Origin of the sequence: Pseudoalteromonas sp. S4741 (assembly GCF_005886135.1) — a bacterium.
GTDB classification, from domain to species: domain Bacteria; phylum Pseudomonadota; class Gammaproteobacteria; order Enterobacterales; family Alteromonadaceae; genus Pseudoalteromonas; species Pseudoalteromonas tetraodonis.
This window is the reverse complement of record NZ_PNCN01000020.1, coordinates 1-20,937: the sequence shown is the minus strand read 5'-3', so window position 1 is coordinate 20,937 and position 20,937 is coordinate 1. Positions and strand designations below refer to the sequence as shown.

Genomic DNA, 20,937 nt, shown 5'->3' with positions numbered 1-20,937 from the left:
ACAATGAAACGTATTGAATTTTTAAAAGCACCCATGGATATTGCCACTATGCAAGAGACGGTGTCTTTTATCGAAAGCAGAATTGAGCAAAAGCAATTTTTACAGCATGTTGTGGTTAATGTTGCCAAAATAGTTAATATGCAAAAAGATCCTGTTTTAGCTGAGTCGGTTAAAGCGTGTGAAGTAATTAATATTGATGGTATGGGTGTAGTATTCGGTGCACGTTTTTTAGGGCACGATGTGCCAGAGCGTGTAGCAGGAGTTGATTTATTTCATGAATTATTAGCCATGAGTGCTAAACGAGACTTTCCTGTGTTTTTATTGGGTGCCACCGAAGAAGTAGTGAACAAAACAGCCGAAGTCGTTAAAGCACAAAACCCAAATTTAAATATTGCTGGCTATCATGATGGTTATTTTTGGCAGGATGAAGAGGCTGTCGTCACTAAAATACGAGAGTCGGGCGCAAAATTATTATTTGTAGCTATAACCTCCCCAAAAAAAGAAAACTTTATTAATAAATGGCAAGACAAACTCGGCGTTGATTTTGTAATGGGAGTAGGCGGTACGTTCGATGTTGTAGCAGGCAAAGTAAAGCGCGCACCACAGTGGATGCAAAAAGCAGGGTTCGAATGGCTTTACAGGGTTATACAGGAACCCGGCAGAATGTGGAAACGTTACTTAATTACAAATTCTAAATTTGCATACTTATTAATAAAGAATAAGTTTAGTAGCTAATTTTTTAACATTGACTAAAACCCCCTCCCTCGCAAATCACTTTTAGACATCAAATTTCAAGCTGACAATATAATAATATAAGAGTTACAACAGAGTAGCTCTTATGCTCTTATGTAATCCTTAGCCTATAACAAAAAATTAACAAACTGCAGTTCTTTAAGGTGTGTTTTATGTTTTTTTTAAATTAATTTTGATTTTTTATTACTGTAACTCATTGATATTATGTTTTTGTGTTCTTTTAGGTACTAAAAATTAGTACTTTCGTAGTGTTTTTATTCCTTTTGATTTTATTTGTGTATATAATGATCACAAAGCGCTTGATGAATTAACTTTCATTAAACAAATGACGCAAACTTGGTGCCTATAAATGCACTTTTCATTTTCGAGGGAAAAAATGACTAACTCATTACTTAAATTTAAAAAGATAAGTGCAGTGATCGCACTTTCTTTAGCCAGCTCTACAACACTGGCTGCAGACTTAGGCGTAGCCAATAATTTTTCAGCATTTGTTTTTAATGATTTTAAATCGAACTTTGGCCGTGCAGATGGCGCAATTGCTGCCGGTGAAATTGATCTTAAAGGTTATAGTGTAGGCTACACTCGCCCATACAGCCCTGAAGAATATTACTTAATTAGTGAATCTACTATCGACTTTAAATATGGTCGCCAATATGTAGGTAGTATGATCGCCGGTGGTGGTACTGATGTTCACTGGAGTGTTCGTTGGGGTATGGAGTGGGGCTCTAAAATACTTTCTAACCAAGATGAATCGGCGTTACCATTTAACTTTGATGAACAAGAACAATACTACAAAGATTTAAGTGCGCAATTAGGTGAGCTAGATGAAACAGGTACAGTTTACCGTAAATGGGGTGGCCTTTACTTACAAGGTGATGGCAGTTCAGATAGACAAGTATTTAATTTAGATGCTCGTGATTTTGCTAAAGCGCACACTTTTAAAGTATGGGGCATTCCTGCTGATGCCACAGTGATTTTTAATATTACAGGTGATGACAACTTAGTTGTTAAAGGTAAGAGTTTTGCGCGTTTACGCCACCATGCAAGTAAAACAGTATTTAACTTTACTAATGCTCAAAAGCTAGATATTAAAGGTAATCGTTGGCAAGGTGTAATATTAGCGCCTTATGCAGATGTTAGAGGTGTATACGGTACAGCAAAAATGCCTATTATTGGCCAAAGTTTTTATGGCTCTATGGCGTTGTTAGGTGGCGAATTTAATGGTGATTTACCATCAGTGGCACAGCCAATTTCCCCATTTGCAATGGAGCAAAAGTGGCACTGGAATTCAAGTGATTTCATGCCTGAATATAATCAAGTCATGACTACCCCAGTTGTTGGCCAACTTAACGATGATAACCATGATGGTCTAATTAATGAAAATGATGTTGCAGATGTAATTGTTGTAACATTTTCATCTACAAATACATCTAACGGTATATTAAGAGCTCTTAGCGGTGTTGATGGTACAGAGCTTTGGGACTATCAAAATGGCCAAATTTACTCGGATGCAAGATATTCACCTGCATTAGCTGATTTAGATAATGATGGCTTGGTTGAAATAGTTCTGAGTGATAGAAATAGCGATACGATTAGTGTGATTGATCACTTGGGTAATGTTAAAAAATCTATAAATAAATTTAGCCCTAAATCAGGGCGCTCTATTGGTTCTGTTAGTATATCTGATATGAACAATGACGGTGTTGCTGATATAGCTGTTGGTGATGCTGTATTTACATATGAAAATGAAGTGCTTTTTTCATATGGTTGGGCTCCTGCTCCAATTATGTTTGATTCTAATGATGATGGAATTCAAGAGTTATTTGCTAATAGCACACTCTTTGATACTAATGGGGCAGTGCTTTGGACATACCCTAGTTTAGAAAAGTCTTGGTTTTCTTCTGTCGCCAACTTAGATTCAGACTATCAGCCAGAGTTAATCGTTTCTATTCCGGCAACTGCATCAACGGGTGAAAAGTCTTCTCTTGCAGCTTTAGAGCATAATGGGAATGTAAAATGGCAAATTGATACAACGACAGCTCCTGGTGGCGGTGTTCAATCTATTTCAAACTTTTTAGAAAATGGTGAGCTAGGTATTGTTTATGCTAATTATAATTCTGTTAAGATGATTGATGCTACAGGTAATGAGAAATGGTCAGTAGAGATTGATGATTCTTTCAGTGGTAAAATTGGAGTAAGTGCTTACGATTTTAATGGTGATGGTATCGACGAAGTGATTGTACAAGATCACTTTAAGGTTAAAGTATTAAATGGAGTTAATGGCGAATTGTTATCTTCAATTGATAATTCAACAGCAACACTTTGGGAGTACCCTATTGTGGTTGACCTCGAGGGTGATGATAACGCTGAACTTATAACTGTGTCGAATAACTATGATTCTAAATACAACATTAATAATGGTGTAACAGTTTATGGTGCTGCAGATAACAGCAAGCCATGGAAAAATGCTACACGCATTTGGAACCAACATTCGTACCACCAAACAAATATTAATCAAGATGGCAGCATACCAACGGTAGAGTTACCAAGCTGGTTAAACAACAACACCTATCGCTCTAGTACTCTTAAATAAAAGTACTTTTAGCGAATGAAAGCCAATTAAGTTTTAATTGGCTTTTTATTATTAAATAGTTGTTTAAAATAATGGGCAATTAATAATCACGTTTATATTGAGGCTTTTTTGTCGAACTTACAGCAAGATCCAGCTATTAGAAGTTTACTAGAGCGAATGCCTAAAAACATTCAAACTACCTTTACTGATGAACAGTTAGCGCATTTAAAAATAGCCATTGGCGCTAGGCAGTGGGGTAATCATGCTGTTGATTGCAGAGGCGTAGTTAAGTTTTTTAAATATCGTTATTACTATGTTGTTTTAGCGGGTCGAAACAGGCGTGAATTAAGCTTAAAAGAGCAAAAAATAGCAAGGTTTACTCAAGCAATAATTTTAAGTTTGGTAGTTACGTTTACTATTTTATTTACATTGCTGGTTTTATATTTAATTAAATCGGCATTGGGAATTGATATTTTTGCAGGATATTCGTTTGGTGTTTGGCATTGGTTTAAAGGTTTATTTAACTAACTAAAATTACATTACAAACTTATGTAATTTTTTAATTATCCTATAAAAACTTTTTGGTATAAAACATACAACTTTTGTTTGAATGAGCAATTGAACAGTAACGGCTAATGCTATATTATTCGCGTGAATTTTGTGGGGCTTTACTCACACTGAATTAGCTATAAGGAATTAAGCAAAATGACATCTCCAAGGACATTTAAACCTTCAGGTTCTTCTGATGCCAATTTTTACCGATTATTTGATATATTTGCGTTGTTTTTAGCGTTTCAGTGTGCAGCTCTTCTTTATGATTTTAAACTCACTCCTATTTATGCTACTTCTGCACTCACTGTTGCACTTAGCTTTTTATACAGCGCTGAGCTGTTTTCTACTTATCGCTCTTGGCGTGCTGGCAAATTTAGAACAATGGTAATGTGTGCATGGGGTAGTGTACTCATTGCTTTTGCATTTTTATTAGTTGTGTCATTTTTATTTAAGTTTTCTGAGTCACTTTCTCGCGTGGGAATAGCTATTTGGTTTACGTTAAGTGTGGCGTATTTATATATTTGGCGTTTGGGTGCTTATTTGTATAAACGCAACCGCCGTAAACTAGGGCTATCACAACGTAATGTGGCCATTATTGGTGCCACTGAGTCGGCCGCATACTTACATGCTGAAATAGTTAAACATGATGAACTAGGCTTTAACTTTAAAGGTTTTTACGACGACAGAAGCCCTGAACGTTTATTTGAACAACTCGAACAACAAGGTGTTGAGGGCCGTATTCAAAGTGCGGTAGACGCAGCACGTAATGGCGAAATAGATATACTGTATATTGCGCTCCCCATGAAAGCGCAAAAACGCATAGCTGATATTTTATTGCAGTTGGGCGATACCACCGTTGATGTGCACATAGTGCCTGACTTTTTACTCTCAAACTTAATACATGCTCGCATTGAGCACGTGGGTGATGTTGATACATTAAGCGTGTTTGAAGCACCGTGTATTGGTGCTCATGAATTTATAAAACGCACAGAAGATATAGTGGTTTCAGCTATTATTGTTACTTTAATCACCCCACTATTATTGACTATTGCTGCCGCAATAAAGCTGACATCTAAAGGGCCTATAATATTTAAGCAAGATCGCTATGGCTTAGATGGCCGCAAAATAAAAGTGTGGAAGTTCCGCTCGATGACGGTGACCGAAAACAGCGATGTGGTGACTCAGGCAACTAAAAATGATGCCCGCATTACTCCACTAGGTGGTTTTTTGCGACGCACTAGCCTTGACGAACTGCCGCAGTTTATAAATGTTTTAAAAGGCGATATGTCGATTGTTGGCCCAAGGCCCCATGCAGTTGCTCACAACGAAGAATACCGAAAAAAAGTAGAGTTTTATATGTTTAGGCATAAAACCAAACCGGGTATTACCGGTTGGGCACAAATTAACGGCTGGCGCGGCGAAACCGATACTTTAGATAAAATGGCCAAGCGAGTTGAATACGACCTACATTACATTAAACATTGGTCTTTATGGTTTGATGTAAAAATAATTTTTATGACAATTTTTAAGGGATTTAAAAGTGAAAATGCGTACTAATACAATTACCACTTTACTTGTTGCGTTGGGCTTAAGTGCACCTGCATTGGCGGTAGAATTACAACCAGGCAGCGTAATGACTAAAGACGGCGCCGAGATTACACCTACGCTACAGCTAGGTGTGAGCAGCAACGACAACTTTTTTATGACGCCGTCTGCCACTCAGTCACGTTTAATATGGAATATAGCGCCGAGTTTAAATGCATTGATTGAAGACGGCCCAGACAGCTATAAATTTGATATTGCATCAAGCACGTCGTTTCATAATAAAGACACTACCGATAACTTTACCCAAGTTAATGTAGGCGCTGGTGTGCACAAAGAGTTTACTAGTCAACACCGTTTAGATGTTACTGGTGATGCTGATTGGTTATACGAGCCACGCGGTGCGGGTTTAACTGAAGGCCAGGGCAGCGCACTAGATGAGCTTGTAAATTATCAGCAACAAAACCTAACTGCTCGTTACGAATATGGCGCAGAAAGCTCTAAAGCTCAGGTTGCTTTTACAGCAGGTTATTATAACAAAAATTATCAGAACTTTACGGCCATATCGCAGTACCGTGATTACGACAAGCCTATGCTAGGTATTACAGGTTATTATAATACCCAAGCTGGTACCCGTGCCTTTTTAGAAGTAAAGCAAGAAAACTACCAATACGACGTTATTGATTCAAACGGTATTACCCGCGATTCAGACGACGTTAAAGTATTATTAGGTATGGAGTGGGAAGCTACAGCCGTTACTACTGGCTCATTTAAAGTGGGTTACCAAAACAAAGACTTTGAGTCGAACTTACGTGATAACTTTAGTGGTTTAAGTTGGGAAGCTGCCGCTGTATGGAAACCTCTTACTTATTCATCACTACAGTTGGTTACTAGTCGTGCCGCTAAAGACCCATTACTAGAAGGCGATTACATTCGCGAAAGTGTTTATGGTGCAACATGGCAGCATGATTGGAGCGACTTTTTAAGCTCGGTAGTAAGCGCGAATTATGTTGATCAACAGTACTCTGGTAATTTTAACCGAAAAGATAAAGTTAAAAATGCCCGCCTAGGTTTAAATTATTTAGCTAGTAACTTTGGCATGGTAACAGGCTATGTTGATTTTATTGACCGTAATTCAACCCAAACTAATATTGAATTTGACCGCGTAATTGTTGGCCTTAACTTTACATTTGCATTAAAGGGAAATGAATGAAGGTTAAAATTTTAACGGGCTTAATATTATTACTGAGCTTTTGTAGTTTTGCGAACGATTCGCAAAACTACATTTTAGGTGCGGGTGACAAAATAGAAATTAAAGTATTTGGCCAGCCTGATTTAGATGTAACCTCACTGCTTGGTAATAGCGGTGAGATTAACTACCCATTTTTAGGTAAGGTTAAACTTGTGGGTTTAAGTGTTTCGCAAGTTGAGCAAACAATAAGCGAAGGCTTACAGCCGGACTATTTAGTTAACCCTAATGTATATGCGCAAGTTATAGAATACCGACCTTTTTATATACATGGTGAAGTTAAAGAACCAGGCGCTTACCCTTACCAACCTGCTATGACGGTGAACCAGGCTATTGCGTTAGCCGGTGGGTTAACCGAGCGTGCCTCAGTTGATAAAATATTTATTTTTAAAGAGCAAACCAAACAGCAGCAACAAAAAGGTAGTTTAAACAGCCAAATTGCAGCGGGTGACACCATAAAAATAGAACAGCGCTTGTTTTAAGCAGTTTAAGGCAGTAATTAAAAAATGAATTCACACTCTGAAAAACCTAGCAACAACGAGGAAGTTATTGATTTAGGTGCTTACCTTAATGTTATTAAGCAAAGTAAATGGAAAATATTAGGTTTTGCTATTGTAGTTACCTTGCTCACTATAATGGTTGCGTTAACTCTAGTGCCAAAATATGTAGCTACAGCCACTTTATTAATTGAGTCGGAGCAAACCAAAGCGGTCAGCTTTGAGGAAGTATATGGCTTAGACTCTACTAAAAAAGAGTATTATTTAACCCAGTTTGAAGTTATTAAGTCAAACAGCATTGCTCGTGAGGTAATTACTAAGCTTAATTTGAAAGAGCATACCGACTTTATTGCTAAGCCTTCACTCACTGGTGAGCTAAAAGGTATGGTTAAGCAATTACTGCCTTTTTTAAATAAAAAAGAAAGCTCTGTTCTTACAGTTGAGGAGCAAGCCGAACGTGAGATGTTGGGCTTACTTGCTGCGTTTAAGTCTCGTTTAACGGTGTCTCCAATCCGTAAAACGCAACTAGTGCGTGTAAGTTTTGAGTCGAGCGACCCTAAGCTTGCAGCTTTAGTGGCTAATACCGTTGGTGAAGTTTACATAGAAAGCCAAATGCGCGCCAAAATGGGCATTACCCAGCAGGCATCTAGCTGGTTAAATACGCGTTTATCTGAATTGCGTATACAACTAGATAGCTCTGAAGTACGTTTACAAGCTTACCGAGAAGAACAAAAGTTAGTTGATATAGAAGGTATAGCAGGGCTGGTTACCCAAGAGCTTGAGCAAACCTCAAAACAGCTAGTAGATGCGCGAGCGACTAAAAATAACCTTGAAAGCATAAACCGTGTTATTAACGAATATGGTAACGACAACATAGAATTACTTGGCAGTATGCCTGAAATTACTTCGCACCGTGTAGTACAAGATGTTAAACGCGAAGTTGTATTGGTTGAGCGTAAGGTAAGTGAGCTTGCAGAAGTTTATGGCCCTAAACATCCTAAAATGATTTCAGCTAAATCTGAGCTTGCTACAGTTAAAACTAACCTTAACAAGCAAATAAAAGGGTTAATTACGGGTATTGAAAAAGAGCTTAACAGAACAACGCGAACTGTAAATGCGCTTGAACGCGACTTAGCTAAAATTCGTGCTGAATATCAAGATATTACCCGCAAAGAAACCCAATATAATCAGTTAAAGCGTGAAGTTGAGACAAATCGTAATATTTTCAATACCTTTTTATCACGCTCTAAAGAAACCGAAGTAACCAGTGATTTTAGCTCTGCAGCAGCGCGTTTTACTGACCGTGCTTACGCACCAAAAGATCCAAGCAAGCCTAATAAAAAATTAATTGTTATTTTAGCTTTTGTAGCCAGTTTTGGGTTTGCAGTGGTAATGACCTTTATTTTTGATGCCTTAAACGACACAGTTAAAAATAAAAATGATGTCGAAAATAAACTCGCGCAGCGCATGCTTGGCTTGTTGCCTCACGTTGCAGTTCCTAAAAAGAGCTATTTTCCGATTCATGCTTATTTGGAGGATACCTATCGCCGCTTTGCTGAGTCGGTTCGTACATTCCGCACTAGTTTACTGTTAACTCATCTTGACCGAGCGCATCAGGTTATAGCGGTTACCTCTACCTCTCCAGGGGAAGGTAAAACCACCACCTCTGCTAATTTAGCGATGTCGTTGGCACAAATGGGCAAAGTATTACTAATTGATGCCGATTTACGTAAACCAACGTTAGCTAAACGTTTTGATATACCGGTATTTCACCCAGGTTTAAGTAATTTAATGATAGGTACTGAGCAACTAGCTGAATGTGTGCATGTTGATATTCAATCGGATGTAACAATTATGCCGAGTGGGCAAATTCCGTCGAATCCACTTGAGTTGTTGTCAAGCCCACGCTTTGAACAATTGCTTAGTGAGTTGAAAGTGCAGTACGATCATATTATTGTTGATACACCGCCTACACAAGCAGTAAGTGATGCATTGGTAATTGCACAAAGTGTTGATTCGGTTGTTTATGTTGTTAAGTCAGACGTTACCCGTATTAAACCAATTACAGCGGGCCTTGAGCGTTTATTTGAGGTAAAAGCTCATGTTGCTGGTGTGGTACTTAATCAGGTAGATATGAGCAAATCTAAAGATGAGCATAGCCATGGTTACTATGATTATTACGATTACTCACAGCAACCTGAAAAGCCCCAAGCGTAATTAAGTTAATTTATGATTGATATTCATACGCATATATTGCCGGGTATTGATGATGGCGCTAAAGATTTAACTGAATCTTTGGCGCTTTTAAAATTGGCTGAAAACGATGGCATTACTCATATGGTGGCAACGCCACATATACATGTGGGCCGCTTTAATAATGCGACTGCTCAAATACAAAACGATTTACAAAGTTTAAAGCGAGAGGCGCATAAAGAGGGTATTAATGTAAAATTAGCGGCCGCTGCTGAAGTACGTTTAGACATAGAGCTTATGGCAATGGTGATGGCTAATAAACTGCCTTTTATTGGTAAAATAGCAGACAAAAATGTGTTGTTATTAGAGTTACCGCATTCACACATGCCACAAGGTTACGATAAGTTTATTCAGTGGCTCGCCAAAAAAAATATACGCGTTATTATTCCGCACCCTGAGCGCAATCGCGATATTCAGTCCAACCTTTATTATATTCAACACTTAAACCAATTAGGCTGCGATTTTCAATTAACAGCATCGAGCATTGAAGGTGAGTGGGGCGAAAGCGCTCAAGCAATATCGTTGCAAATGTTAAAAGATGGTTTAGTGAACTATGTTGCCTCTGATGCTCATTCTGTAAAGCGCCGACCGCCTATTTTAAGCCAAGCTAGAAAAACAGTAGCGCAATTATTAGGTGAAGAGCTGGCCACAACGCTTTTTGTAACTAACCCGCTGCAACTAACCGAGTGCTTATTTAATGACTAAATTAAACATGGTCAAGGTAGTGCCTGCAGTTATTTTAGCCTTGATAGTTCTTGTGATCGCTTATACCAGCATGCAAAGTATGCGTGCAAATGCATGGTACTTTAATGCACTTAATATTGTGAAAGAGTCGGATGGTGCTTTGTCTGGTTCATCGCTTCAAGCTGCAGAAAATGCGATTACGTTGGCTACGAATATGGATCCCGAGCATCCTCATTATTGGCATTTTTTAGCCCATATAAAATTATTAAGCCTCAGCGGTGTTGATACCACATCGAGTGAGCAATCAGATAAAGTAAAGCAAACATATCAACAAGCTGAGCAGGCTTTATTAAAGTCGGTTGAGCTTAGACAAACTTGGGCACAAACTTGGGTGAGCTTAGCACAGGTTGTAAGTTATCAAGAGGGACCAACAGAGCGGGTATACAATTATATTCAGCAAGCCAAAAAAGTTGGCTCGTATAAGTTAGATGTTCATTTAGGTATTATTCAAATAGCTTTAATGCATTGGAATGAACTACCACCTACCTACAAAGCCCTTTATGTGAACGAGCTTAAATTAGCCTCTAAATATGGTTATAAATTTTATGATGTGTTTAGTATGGCTGAGCAAATGAATCGTTTGCCAATAGTGTGTTTATCGCTGCAATTTGGTTCTCATTATGAGGCTATTAGAGGCAGTTGGATGTTTAATAAATACTGTGGTTAAAACACGAGCCACGAGCCACGGGTTTCGGGTAACGGGCCTTGAACCTCGCACCTCGTTAATTCTAAACTTTAATCTTTTTTTAAGCACATAGAATACCCAGGCGCTTCGCGCTACACGGAGAGAAAGCTTCGATTTTGGAAATCTAAGTACTAACAACAGTTCTTTAACCTTTGTCTTTAATTACTTTCTCTGTCTGCTCCTATCCTCTGTGGTAAATAAATCACTAAGTTCTTATTGTAATATAGGGTTGGGAGAGTGATTAAGCTCGTAACCCGATCCCCGACGCCCGTTAACTTTCGCCTAGACAAAAAAAGACCCAGAGCTATAAGAACTCTGGGTTATAGAGGGGCTCGTATTTGAGCCCTGCGCTAACTAAAGACACTTTCAGATTCTTAGGGAGAAGAAGAAAGTTATTTAAGTATAGTCAAAAGTGCTAAAAACACACATTCTTGTTCGTTTTTTATACTGCTGTAATTATAGCAAGTTACATTTGTTATACACATCTTTATTAGAATTTACGCCCAGTTTATTAACTGCGTATTTTGTACTAAATCTCTTGGTAAAGAGTTTTTAACTTTATTTTTTTGCCATTTTCCTAACCCAATAGGGCAACCACATAAAGTTAGGATCACTTCGCCGCTGGCTTTGGTTACCTCTTCTAGGCGTATATCTTTACCATTAAAGTAATCGTTAGCCTGCTGATTGGTTAATGCCAGTACATTACTTTTACACTGCTTACCAAATACTGTTGCAAATTCGTGCGTTAGGCGTACGCCATTTTTATGAATAACGCCTACTTGTATCCCTAATCGCGCGTATTTTATTTTATTTTGTATTGCTTCAAATTCATCAGGGAACAGCCAAAGCTCTTTATCGCGCTGCATTAAAGTGCCTGGCAGGCTTGTTAAACCAAATTGCTTTTTGAGGGAGCTCATAAACGCAGCTCTTTGTTTACTATCAAAGTCACTAAAGGGGAACGCGCCTTTTTTAACTTTTAATGTTTGGTTTTCGCAGCTGCTGTGCTTTTTAAATTTGGCAATAAAAAAGCCTTCGCTGTCGAACGTTTGCGGCCAAACATGTAAGTAGCCCTCTGTGGTGGTGGCTTTATCAGCCCCTGGGAATAAATCGCTTAATGACTCAGGGCTTATATATTCGCCAAACTCATCTAATAATGCGCTGCATACTTGTTGGTTTTCGAGTGGGGTTAATGTACAGGTTGAATACACCAGTGTACCGCCAGGTTTAAGTGCATAAAATGCGCTTTTAATCAGATCTTTTTGTACTTGGGCAATGGTAATGTTTGATTCGATAGACCAATTTTTTAGTGCATCGCTGTCTTTACGAACCGTGCCTTCACCCGAGCAGGGCGCATCAAGCAAAATACTATCAAAGCACTCAAACATGTAATTACCAAATACCACGCCATCAAAATGCGATAGCGCACAATTACCTACACCCATACGCTTTAGCGTGGCACTAAGCACTTTTAACCGTGATGACGACAGCTCATTTGCAACTAAAACGCCTTGATTGTCCATTATCGCGGCAAGTTGTGAGGTTTTTGAACCCGGTGCCGAGGCCATATCAAGAACAGTTTGGCTGGTTTTAAGGCTTTGCTTTAGTGCTATTGGCGGCAACATTGAGCTTGCCTCTTGCACGTACATAGCCCCGCTTAAATGTAAATCGGTATTACCCAGCGCTAGGTTTTGCTCTTCATCATTTGGGCGCTCTAACCAAAAACCTTCATCACACCAAGGAATAGCGGTAAGTTGCCAGTTTTTTTTAGCCGCTTGTTGCTTAAACTCTTCAACACTCATTTTTAATGTATTAACGCGAACAGATTTACGTAAAGGTCGACGACACGCATTTAAAAAATCATCTAACGTAAGGTGATCAGGCAGATAAGTTTTTACGTCGTCAATAAATTGTTCTGGGATATAAGTGTTAGCGTCCACGATTTGGCTCATACAATAAAAATTAAAGCCGGATAATAGCATTTTTAACGATTTTTTTCAGTGTTAAAAACGAAATAGTAACCCTTAAAAGGTGTCGACATCTTGTTGAGTTAAACAGCTTAAATACATTTTTTATTATACTTTTGGCTAATAATGTCGACAATGCGGTGGTTTTTTATTCATTTTTAGTGTTTTCAGGGTTGACACTGTAGGTTAATAAGCACATAGTTAGACCATAAATTGTCGACAATATAAAAATACTTTATGACTCAGCACTTGTTAAACGACACCGCAGTTACAACCGCTTCCGATAAAGTGTTTGTAGATATGCGCCGCGAGATAGTAGAAGGCAGTATTGCACAAGGCAGCAAAATATCAGAGCCGGAGCTTGCAAAGCGTTATGGTGTAAGCCGTGCAACGCTTAGAGAAGCATTAAACCGTTTAGAAAGTTGTTATTTAGTTGAGCGTAAAGCCAACATAGGTTGTCGTGTTGTGGCATTAACCGCAGAACGTTTAATTGAAGTGTATCAAGTACGTAGTGCCCTTGAAGGACTTGCATGTAGGTTAGCTGCCGACAATATGGAACCAGATGAAGTACAAGGCTTGAAACAATTACTTAATCAGCATTTGCACACTCAGCGTGTTAAAGAAGGTGAGTCGTACTATCAAGAAGCAGGCGACTTAGATTTTCATTACAGAATAATCAAAGGCAGTAAAAACGCGCACTTAATTCATTTGTTATGCCACGACCTGTACCAATTAATAAGAATGTATCGTGTACAAATGGGTATGGTAGGGCCGCGGGTATCTAAAGCGTTTGATGAGCATTTAGCGATTATAAACGCCATAGAAAACCATGATGGAGAGCTTGCCGAAATGTTAATGAAGCGCCATATCAGTGCATCACAAGCAAATATACAAACAAAATTTGATAGATATCAACAATCAGTACAAGCCACTCAAAATGAAATGGCTAACTAGTTGTTAAAAAAATACTAAGTTGCCAAAGAGCAGCCCCGTTCAAAGTTAGGAGAAGGTAATGTCAGCAGGATTAAAATTTAAACAGGCAATTGCAAATAACCATCCGTTACAAGTGGTAGGTACTATTAACGCGTACACCGCGATGATGGCTGAAAAAATGGGCCATCAGGCTATTTATTTATCGGGTGCGGGTGTGGCTAATGCCTCATTTGGTATGCCAGATTTAGGTATGACCAGCCTTGATAACGTGCTTGAAGATATTCGCCGTATTACCGGTGCTAGCGATTTACCTTTGTTAGTGGATGCCGACACAGGTTGGGGCGGGGCGTTTAATATTGCCCGTACCGTTAAAGAAATGACTAAAGCAGGTGCAGCAGGCTTTCATATTGAAGACCAAGTAGCGCAAAAGCGTTGTGGCCATCGTCCTAATAAAGAAATAGTTACCCAAGCTGAAATGGTAGACCGTATTAAAGCCGCAGTAGATGCAAAAACCGATAGCGATTTTTACATTATGGCACGTACCGATGCGTTTCAAAAAGAAGGCTTAAACGCAGCAATAGACCGTGCAGCAGCTTGTGTTGAAGCCGGTGCCGATGCCATTTTTGCAGAAGCGGTTCATGACCTTGCAGATTATCAAGCATTTACCAAAGCGATTAATGTGCCTATTTTGGCCAACATTACTGAATTTGGCCAAACCCCAATTTACACCAAAGAGCAACTAAGCGATGTGGGCGTAGAAATGGTGCTTTACCCATTAAGTGCATTTAGAGCAATGAACAAAGCTGCACTTAATGTGTACTCGGCTATTTTGAATGAAGGGTCGCAACAAAGCCAAATTGAAAACATGCAAACGCGTGCAGAGCTTTACGACTTTTTAGATTATCACTCATACGAAAACACGCTCGATAACCTTTTTTCAGCAAAATCTGACAAATAATAAAAATTCAACAGGAGACACATCATGGTAGATAAAGCATTAGGTGGCGCAGGCTTACGTGGCCAAGTAGCAGGACAAACCGCATTATGTACAGTAGGGCAAACAGGCTCAGGTTTAACTTACTGTGGTTACGACATTAGCGAATTGGCTGAAAAAGCGCAGTTTGAAGAAGTGTCGTTTTTACTTTCACGCGGCGAGCTACCAACATCAAGCGAACTGGCAGAGTACAAAGCTAAACTTAAAAGTTTACGCGGTTTACCAGAGGCACTAAAAACAGTGCTTGAGAACATCCCTAAAGACGCGCACCCAATGGATGTTATGCGTACCGGTTGCTCTATGCTAGGTAACCTTGAAATGGAAAATGACTTTAGCGAAGCAAACGATGCGATTGACCGTATGGTGGCAATTTTCCCAAGTATTATTTGTTACTGGTATCGTTTTACTCATGACGGTGTTCGTATTGAAACACAAACTGATGATGACTCAGTTGGTGCACACTTTTTAACGCTATTACACGATAAAGCGCCAAGTGAATTATTTGCACAAGTAATGAATGTATCACTAATTTTGTACGCAGAGCATGAATTTAATGCCTCTACCTTTACCGGTCGCGTGTGTGCATCAACGCTTTCTGATATTCACTCATGTGTTACTGGTGCAATTGGTACTTTACGTGGTCCACTGCATGGTGGTGCCAACGAAGCCGCCATGGATATGATTGAAGGCTTTACCAGCGCCGACCAAGCAGAAGATGCACTGATGGGAATGCTTGAGCGTAAAGATAAAATTATGGGCTTTGGCCACGCTATTTACCGCGAGTCAGATCCACGTAATGTTATTATTAAAAAATGGTCTGAAAAATTAGCCGCAGAAGTGGGTGATGAGGTGCTTTACCCAGTATCAGTTCGCTGTGAAGAAGTTATGTGGCGTGAGAAGAAGTTATTCTGTAATGCTGACTTTTTCCATGCATCGGCGTACCACTTTATGGGTATTCCTACTAAGTTATTTACGCCTATCTTCGTAATGAGCCGTGTAACTGGTTGGACAGCGCACGTAAAAGAGCAACGTGCAAATAACCGTATTATTCGCCCAAGTGCTGATTACACCGGGCCAGATGCGCGTAGCTACACGCCAATTGAATCAAGAGGCTAATTAGTTAGCGTTTAAGGTGAGCCTAGCTCACCTTTTATTGTTTATAGCGCTGATGATTACTCATTATAGCGCTTTAGCGTACTCTCCTCCGTCACCAAATTAGCGAATTTATTATGACCATTATTAATAACACCCAATACCGTAAGCCTTTACCGGGCTCAAATGTTGATTACTACGATACCCAAGCCGCCGTCGATGCCATTAAACCTGGCGCATACGCTACACTACCTTACAGTTCGCGTGTATTTGCCGAAAACTTAGTGCGTCGCTGTGAGCCCGAAATGCTAACCGATGCACTGAGCCAAATAATTGAGCGTAAACAAGACTTAGACTTTCCGTGGTATCCGGCACGCGTTGTATGTCACGATATTTTAGGGCAAACCGCACTGGTTGATTTAGCGGGCCTGCGTGATGCTATTGCTGCAAAAGGTGGCGATCCTGCAAAAGTAAATCCGGTTGTACCGACTCAACTGATTGTTGACCACTCATTAGCTGTTGAGCACGCAGGTTTTGATCCCGATGCATTTGAAAAAAACCGCGCCATTGAAGATAGACGCAATGATGACCGTTTTCATTTTATAAACTGGACCAAAACCGCGTTTAAAAATATTGATGTGATCCCTCCGGGCAATGGCATCATGCATCAAATTAACCTTGAAAAAATGTCGCCGGTTATTCAAAACCGTGATGGTATTGCATTCCCAGATACCTTAGTAGGTACCGACAGTCATACTCCTCATGTTGATGCATTAGGTGTTATTGCTGTTGGTGTGGGCGGCCTTGAAGCCGAAAGTGTAATGCTTGGGCGCGCATCGTACATTCGTTTACCCGATATTGTTGGCGTAGAGCTTACCGGTAAACGCCAACCGGGCATTACTGCAACCGATATTGTATTGGCTATTACCGAATTTTTACGCGAGCAACGTGTGGTATCGACTTACCTCGAATTTTACGGTGAAGGGGCTGATGCACTAACTCTTGGTGATAGAGCCACCATTTCGAATATGACTCCTGAATTTGGCGCAACCGCCGCTATGTTCTACATTGACGATAAAACTATTGATTACTTGCGTTTAACAGGCCGTGATGAAGAGCAAATTGCCCTTGTAGAAAACTACGCTAAAACAGCAGGGCTATGGAGCGACAGCTTAAAAACAGCGCATTACGATCGTGTACTTAAATTTGATTTATCAAGTGTAGGGCGCAACATTGCAGGGCCTTCAAATCCGCATCGTCGTGTATCAACTAGCGATTTAGCAGCGCAAGGTATTTCGGGCGTTGTTGAAAACGAAGAGGGCTTAATGCCAGATGGCGCGTGTATTATCGCCGCTATTACTAGCTGTACTAATACCAGTAATCCGCGCAATGTGATTGCGGCAGGTTTATTGGCGCGTAACGCCAATGCAAAAGGTTTAATGCGTAAACCATGGGTTAAAACATCCCTGGCACCGGGCTCTAAAGCAGTGCAGTCGTACCTTGAAGATGCAAACTTATTACCAGAGCTAGAGCAACTTGGTTTTGGTATTGTTGGTTTTGCCTGTACCACTTGTAACGGTATGAGTGGCGCACTAGACCCTAAAATTCAACAAGAAGTGATTGATCGCGATTTATATGCAACAGCAGTGCTTTCGGGCAATCGTAACTTTGATGGTCGTATTCATCCGTATGCTAAGCAAGCGTTTTTAGCGTCACCACCGCTTGTGGTTGCTTATGCAATTGCCGGTACCATTCGTTTTGATATAGAAAAAGACATCCTCGGTAAAGATCAACAAGGTAATGATATAACCTTAAAAGATTTATGGCCATCTGATGAAGAAATAGATGCGGTTATCAAACAAAGCGTAAAACCAGAGCAGTTTAGAAAAGTATACGAGCCAATGTTTAACTTAACCGTTGATTACGGCGAAGATAACGACCCACTTTACGATTGGCGTCCAGAAAGTACCTATATTCGCCGCCCACCTTATTGGGAAGGGGCACTAGCAGGTGAGCGCAGTATGAGTGGTATGCGCGCGTTGGCAGTGCTTGGCGATAACATTACAACCGATCATTTATCACCCTCTAATGCGATTATGGCAAGCAGCGCGGCAGGTGAATACTTAACTAAAATGAACGTGCCAGAAGAAGACTTTAACTCGTACGCAACGCACCGAGGCGATCACTTAACTGCGCAGCGCGCCACGTTTGCAAACCCTAAACTATTGAACGAAATGGTATTGGATGAAAACGGCGAGGTGAAGCAAGGCTCATATGCGCGTATAGAGCCTGAGGGTAAAAACACACGCATGTGGGAAGCAATCGAAACCTACATGCAGCGTAAACAGCCACTCATTATTGTGGCAGGCGCTGATTACGGGCAAGGCTCGTCGCGCGATTGGGCGGCAAAAGGTGTAAGGCTTGCAGGTGTTCAGGTTATTGCAGCTGAAGGGTTTGAACGTATTCATCGTACTAATTTAATTGGTATGGGCGTTTTGCCGCTTGAGTTTAAGCCAGGCACAACGCGTAAAACACTTAACTTAGATGGTAGCGAAAGCTACGATGTAAAGGGTGAACCAACACCAGGAGCAACTTTGGAATTGGTTATTACACGTAAAAATGGCGAGGTAATAAACGTACCCATGAAATGTCGACTAGATACGCAAGAAGAGCTCTCTATTTATGCGGCAGGCGGTGTGTTACAACGCTTTGCGCAAGACTTTTTAGAAGCCACGCAAGCATCATAAGGACACACGTTTATGTTTAAACCACAAATTAAAGTGCCTGCGACCTATATGCGTGGTGGCACCAGTAAAGGGGTTTTTTTTAATTTAACCGATTTACCCGCACCTGCCCAAGTGGCAGGTGCGGCGCGCGATAGCTTATTATTGCGCGTTATTGGTAGCCCAGATGCATACGGTAAACAAACCGACGGCATGGGCGGAGCAACCTCAAGTACCAGTAAAACGGTTATTTTGAGTAAGAGTGAACAGCCCGATCACGATGTTGATTATTTATTTGGTCAAGTCGCCATTGATAAAGCGTTTGTTGATTGGAGTGGTAACTGCGGAAACTTAACCTCTGCTGTGGGCGCGTTTGCCATCAGCAATGGTTTAGTTGATAAATCTCGCGTACCGGATAATGATATTGCTATTGTGCGCGTATGGCAGGCGAACATTAAAAAAAGTATTTTAGTGCATGTACCCATGACCAACGCTCAAGTACAAGAAACCGGTGACTTTGAGTTAGATGGTGTGACGTTTCCTGCCGCTGAAGTAAAGCTTGAATTTATTGACCCTGCTGATGGTGATGGTGCGCTATTCCCAACAGGCAATGTGGTGGATGATTTAGAAGTGCCAAACGTGGGCACGTTAAAAGCAACTATGATCAACGCAGGTATCCCTACTATTTTTGTAAATGCCAGTGATATTGGTTATACCGGTACTGAACTACAAGATGACATAAACGCTGATGAAGCCGCACTCACTAAGCTTGAAAGCATTCGTGCCCATGGGGCAGTAAAAATGGGCTTAATTAATACTATTAATGAAGCACAAGCACGCCAGCACACACCTAAAGTGGCATTTGTGGCTGCACCGCTTAATTACAAATCATCAAGTGGTAAGCAGGTTAATGCAAGCGATATAGATTTGTTAGTCCGTGCTATGTCAATGGGTAAGTTACATCATGCAATGATGGGCACTGCCGCTGTCGCTATTGGTACTGCAGCCGCAATTGACGGAACATTAGTTAATTTGGCCGCTGGTGGCGGTGCTATTAACGAGGTTAACTTTGGTCACCCATCGGGCACACTCAAAGTAGGTGCCGAGGCGGTTGTTACAAATGGCCAATGGCAAGTGACTAAAGCGAGTATGAGCCGCAGCGCACGTGTATTAATGGAAGGCTGGGTAAGAGCGCCATTTGATTTTTAAACATTATATAATAGCTGATGGCTTTGAGAGCATCAGCTTTATAGTTACCATGTAGTTTAAAATAAATCGTTAATTATCCAAGGTTATAACACTGTTGTTTTTTATTTTTTATAAAGCTATCAAACTCATTGTTTGCATGCATATTCGCAATTTCAGTATTTATATCTTCCAAAATAGATTGCCATTGTGATGCACTTTTAGCATCCTTTTTTTATCTCTATTTGATAAAAGTGACTTGTAAACGCTGGCTTTAAGTACTTCTAAGTCAGCAACAATAAGCTCAACACGACCGTTTAATAGCAAGTGAATAAGCTGATATTCACTGTTTGCCACAATGGTTTTTATTTCACCTTGATCAATAAGTTCATCGAGTTTAGCACTATTCTTATATGAACGAACGACGCCCATCACTCGGTTTTTACAGAGTTAATGCTGCCATCGTAGTCAATAGTATGATCCTTTAGCGCAACAAATGATAAATCGCCGCCTGGAATAGGTTCTGATAGCGCCAATAACTGATTTCGTGTTTTTGTTAGAATATTTTTGGATATGACATCGTCGTCAATATAGTACTCAGGAAATAATATATCGGCTTTGCCTAGCTCTGCTTCTCGTACCGCACGCGCCCAAGGGTAAAACTCAATATGAACGCCATAACCACGCTTTACTAGCATGCTAACTGTGAGCTGGTATAGAAAGCCCTTATTGCATAAGTGATCGTCTATATAAGGGGGCCAATTAAGTGTAACTAAACGAAGGACGGTATCAGCCTTTAAATTATAGCCATAGCCGCTTTTGTATTTCTCTCCGGGAAGTGTGATATTTTTATTGTCGACCGTATAGGTTACTGGCGCAGGTTGTGCGTAAGTGAAAAATGATAGTACTAAGGCAGCGATTAAAAATATTCTCATAAGGATAATGCATTTTTATCTTTAATTTTAAGTTTAGTGCGTTATTTGGAATAAACAACTTAAATAGTGAGGTTCTTCTAGGGTCTGTTGACCTTTCAAGGTTAAATTTGCAGCAGTCTGTTTGGTATTTAGTCAAGGCAGCGCCTATGTGGTGTGGTTATTCCCCATAAATAGGCGATAACGTAGCATCAATGCCAAACAGGCGCTGCCCGAAGGGTTCTGCCTAGGGGCGATTTACTCTTTGTTGCCTACATGGATGTAGGT

Annotated in this window: 17 protein-coding genes; 14 read left to right on the top strand and 3 right to left on the bottom strand. The window is 40.2% G+C overall.

The window, feature by feature from the left end; genetic code table 11:
- Positions 1–3: 3 nt before the first annotated feature.
- The 9 genes from CWC30_RS03265 to CWC30_RS03225 all read left to right on the top strand — a co-directional run bounded on the left by CWC30_RS03265 (position 4) and on the right by CWC30_RS03225 (position 10,829).
- Positions 4–735 (top strand): WecB/TagA/CpsF family glycosyltransferase, encoded by a 732-nt coding sequence (locus CWC30_RS03265; RefSeq protein ID WP_138626411.1) that lies wholly within the window; start codon positions 4–6, stop codon positions 733–735.
- A 394-nt stretch (positions 736–1,129) separates the two neighbouring features.
- On the top strand, positions 1,130–3,346 hold the full coding sequence (locus CWC30_RS03260; RefSeq protein ID WP_138626410.1) for a choice-of-anchor A family protein: 2,217 nt from the start codon (positions 1,130–1,132) through the stop codon (positions 3,344–3,346).
- A gap of 108 nt (positions 3,347–3,454) precedes the next feature.
- On the top strand, positions 3,455–3,853 hold the full coding sequence (locus CWC30_RS03255; protein ID WP_138626409.1) for a 3-phosphoshikimate 1-carboxyvinyltransferase: 399 nt from the start codon (positions 3,455–3,457) through the stop codon (positions 3,851–3,853).
- Between the two features lie 177 nt (positions 3,854–4,030).
- Complete coding sequence (locus CWC30_RS03250; protein ID WP_138626408.1) at positions 4,031–5,434, top strand: undecaprenyl-phosphate glucose phosphotransferase; 1,404 nt, start codon at positions 4,031–4,033, stop codon at positions 5,432–5,434.
- A complete protein-coding gene (locus CWC30_RS03245; RefSeq protein ID WP_138626407.1) occupies positions 5,418–6,632 on the top strand; it encodes an outer membrane beta-barrel protein in 1,215 nt (404 codons plus the stop codon). Before CWC30_RS03250 ends, CWC30_RS03245 begins: the two co-directional genes overlap by 17 nt.
- Positions 6,629–7,150, top strand: coding sequence for a polysaccharide biosynthesis/export family protein (locus CWC30_RS03240; protein WP_013464725.1), 522 nt, complete (start codon positions 6,629–6,631; stop codon positions 7,148–7,150). The genes CWC30_RS03245 and CWC30_RS03240 overlap by 4 nt, the downstream gene beginning before the upstream one ends.
- A gap of 24 nt (positions 7,151–7,174) precedes the next feature.
- Positions 7,175–9,382, top strand: coding sequence for a GumC family protein (locus tag CWC30_RS03235; RefSeq protein ID WP_138626406.1), 2,208 nt, complete (start codon positions 7,175–7,177; stop codon positions 9,380–9,382).
- 12 nt (positions 9,383–9,394) lie between these two features.
- Complete coding sequence (locus CWC30_RS03230) at positions 9,395–10,123, top strand: tyrosine-protein phosphatase (protein WP_138626405.1); 729 nt, start codon at positions 9,395–9,397, stop codon at positions 10,121–10,123.
- Entirely contained in the window at positions 10,116–10,829 is a 714-nt protein-coding gene (locus tag CWC30_RS03225; RefSeq protein ID WP_138626404.1) for a VpsP family polysaccharide biosynthesis protein, read from the top strand. Before CWC30_RS03230 ends, CWC30_RS03225 begins: the two co-directional genes overlap by 8 nt.
- A gap of 515 nt (positions 10,830–11,344) precedes the next feature.
- Here CWC30_RS03225 and rsmF read toward each other — a convergent pair.
- Positions 11,345–12,784 carry a 16S rRNA (cytosine(1407)-C(5))-methyltransferase RsmF gene (gene rsmF, locus CWC30_RS03220; RefSeq protein ID WP_138626403.1) on the bottom strand — a complete coding sequence of 480 codons (1,440 nt, stop codon included), beginning with the start codon at positions 12,782–12,784 and terminating at the stop codon, positions 11,345–11,347.
- Between the two features lie 264 nt (positions 12,785–13,048).
- On the opposite strand from rsmF, the gene CWC30_RS03215 reads away from it, so the two are divergent.
- The 5 genes from CWC30_RS03215 to prpF all read left to right on the top strand — a co-directional run bounded on the left by CWC30_RS03215 (position 13,049) and on the right by prpF (position 19,762).
- Positions 13,049–13,765, top strand: a complete 717-nt coding sequence (locus tag CWC30_RS03215; protein WP_036982928.1) for a GntR family transcriptional regulator — start codon at positions 13,049–13,051, stop codon at positions 13,763–13,765.
- A 58-nt stretch (positions 13,766–13,823) separates the two neighbouring features.
- A complete protein-coding gene (prpB, locus tag CWC30_RS03210; RefSeq protein WP_013464731.1) occupies positions 13,824–14,702 on the top strand; it encodes a methylisocitrate lyase in 879 nt (292 codons plus the stop codon).
- 24 nt (positions 14,703–14,726) lie between these two features.
- Positions 14,727–15,854 (top strand): bifunctional 2-methylcitrate synthase/citrate synthase, encoded by a 1,128-nt coding sequence (gene prpC, locus CWC30_RS03205; RefSeq protein ID WP_028835890.1) that lies wholly within the window; start codon positions 14,727–14,729, stop codon positions 15,852–15,854.
- A 113-nt stretch (positions 15,855–15,967) separates the two neighbouring features.
- Complete coding sequence (gene acnD, locus CWC30_RS03200; protein WP_138626402.1) at positions 15,968–18,577, top strand: Fe/S-dependent 2-methylisocitrate dehydratase AcnD; 2,610 nt, start codon at positions 15,968–15,970, stop codon at positions 18,575–18,577.
- 12 nt (positions 18,578–18,589) lie between these two features.
- On the top strand, positions 18,590–19,762 hold the full coding sequence (gene prpF, locus CWC30_RS03195) for a 2-methylaconitate cis-trans isomerase PrpF (protein ID WP_138626401.1): 1,173 nt from the start codon (positions 18,590–18,592) through the stop codon (positions 19,760–19,762).
- Positions 19,763–19,921: 159 nt separating this feature from the next.
- On the opposite strand, the gene CWC30_RS18605 is transcribed toward prpF, so the two are convergent.
- Together CWC30_RS18605 and CWC30_RS18600 are read right to left on the bottom strand one after the other, a co-directional pair.
- A complete protein-coding gene (locus CWC30_RS18605) occupies positions 19,922–20,173 on the bottom strand; it encodes a transporter substrate-binding domain-containing protein (RefSeq protein ID WP_249929817.1) in 252 nt (83 codons plus the stop codon).
- Complete coding sequence (locus CWC30_RS18600; RefSeq protein ID WP_249929816.1) at positions 20,170–20,673, bottom strand: transporter substrate-binding domain-containing protein; 504 nt, start codon at positions 20,671–20,673, stop codon at positions 20,170–20,172. The genes CWC30_RS18605 and CWC30_RS18600 overlap by 4 nt, the downstream gene beginning before the upstream one ends.
- Between the last annotated feature and the right edge of the window lie 264 nt (positions 20,674–20,937).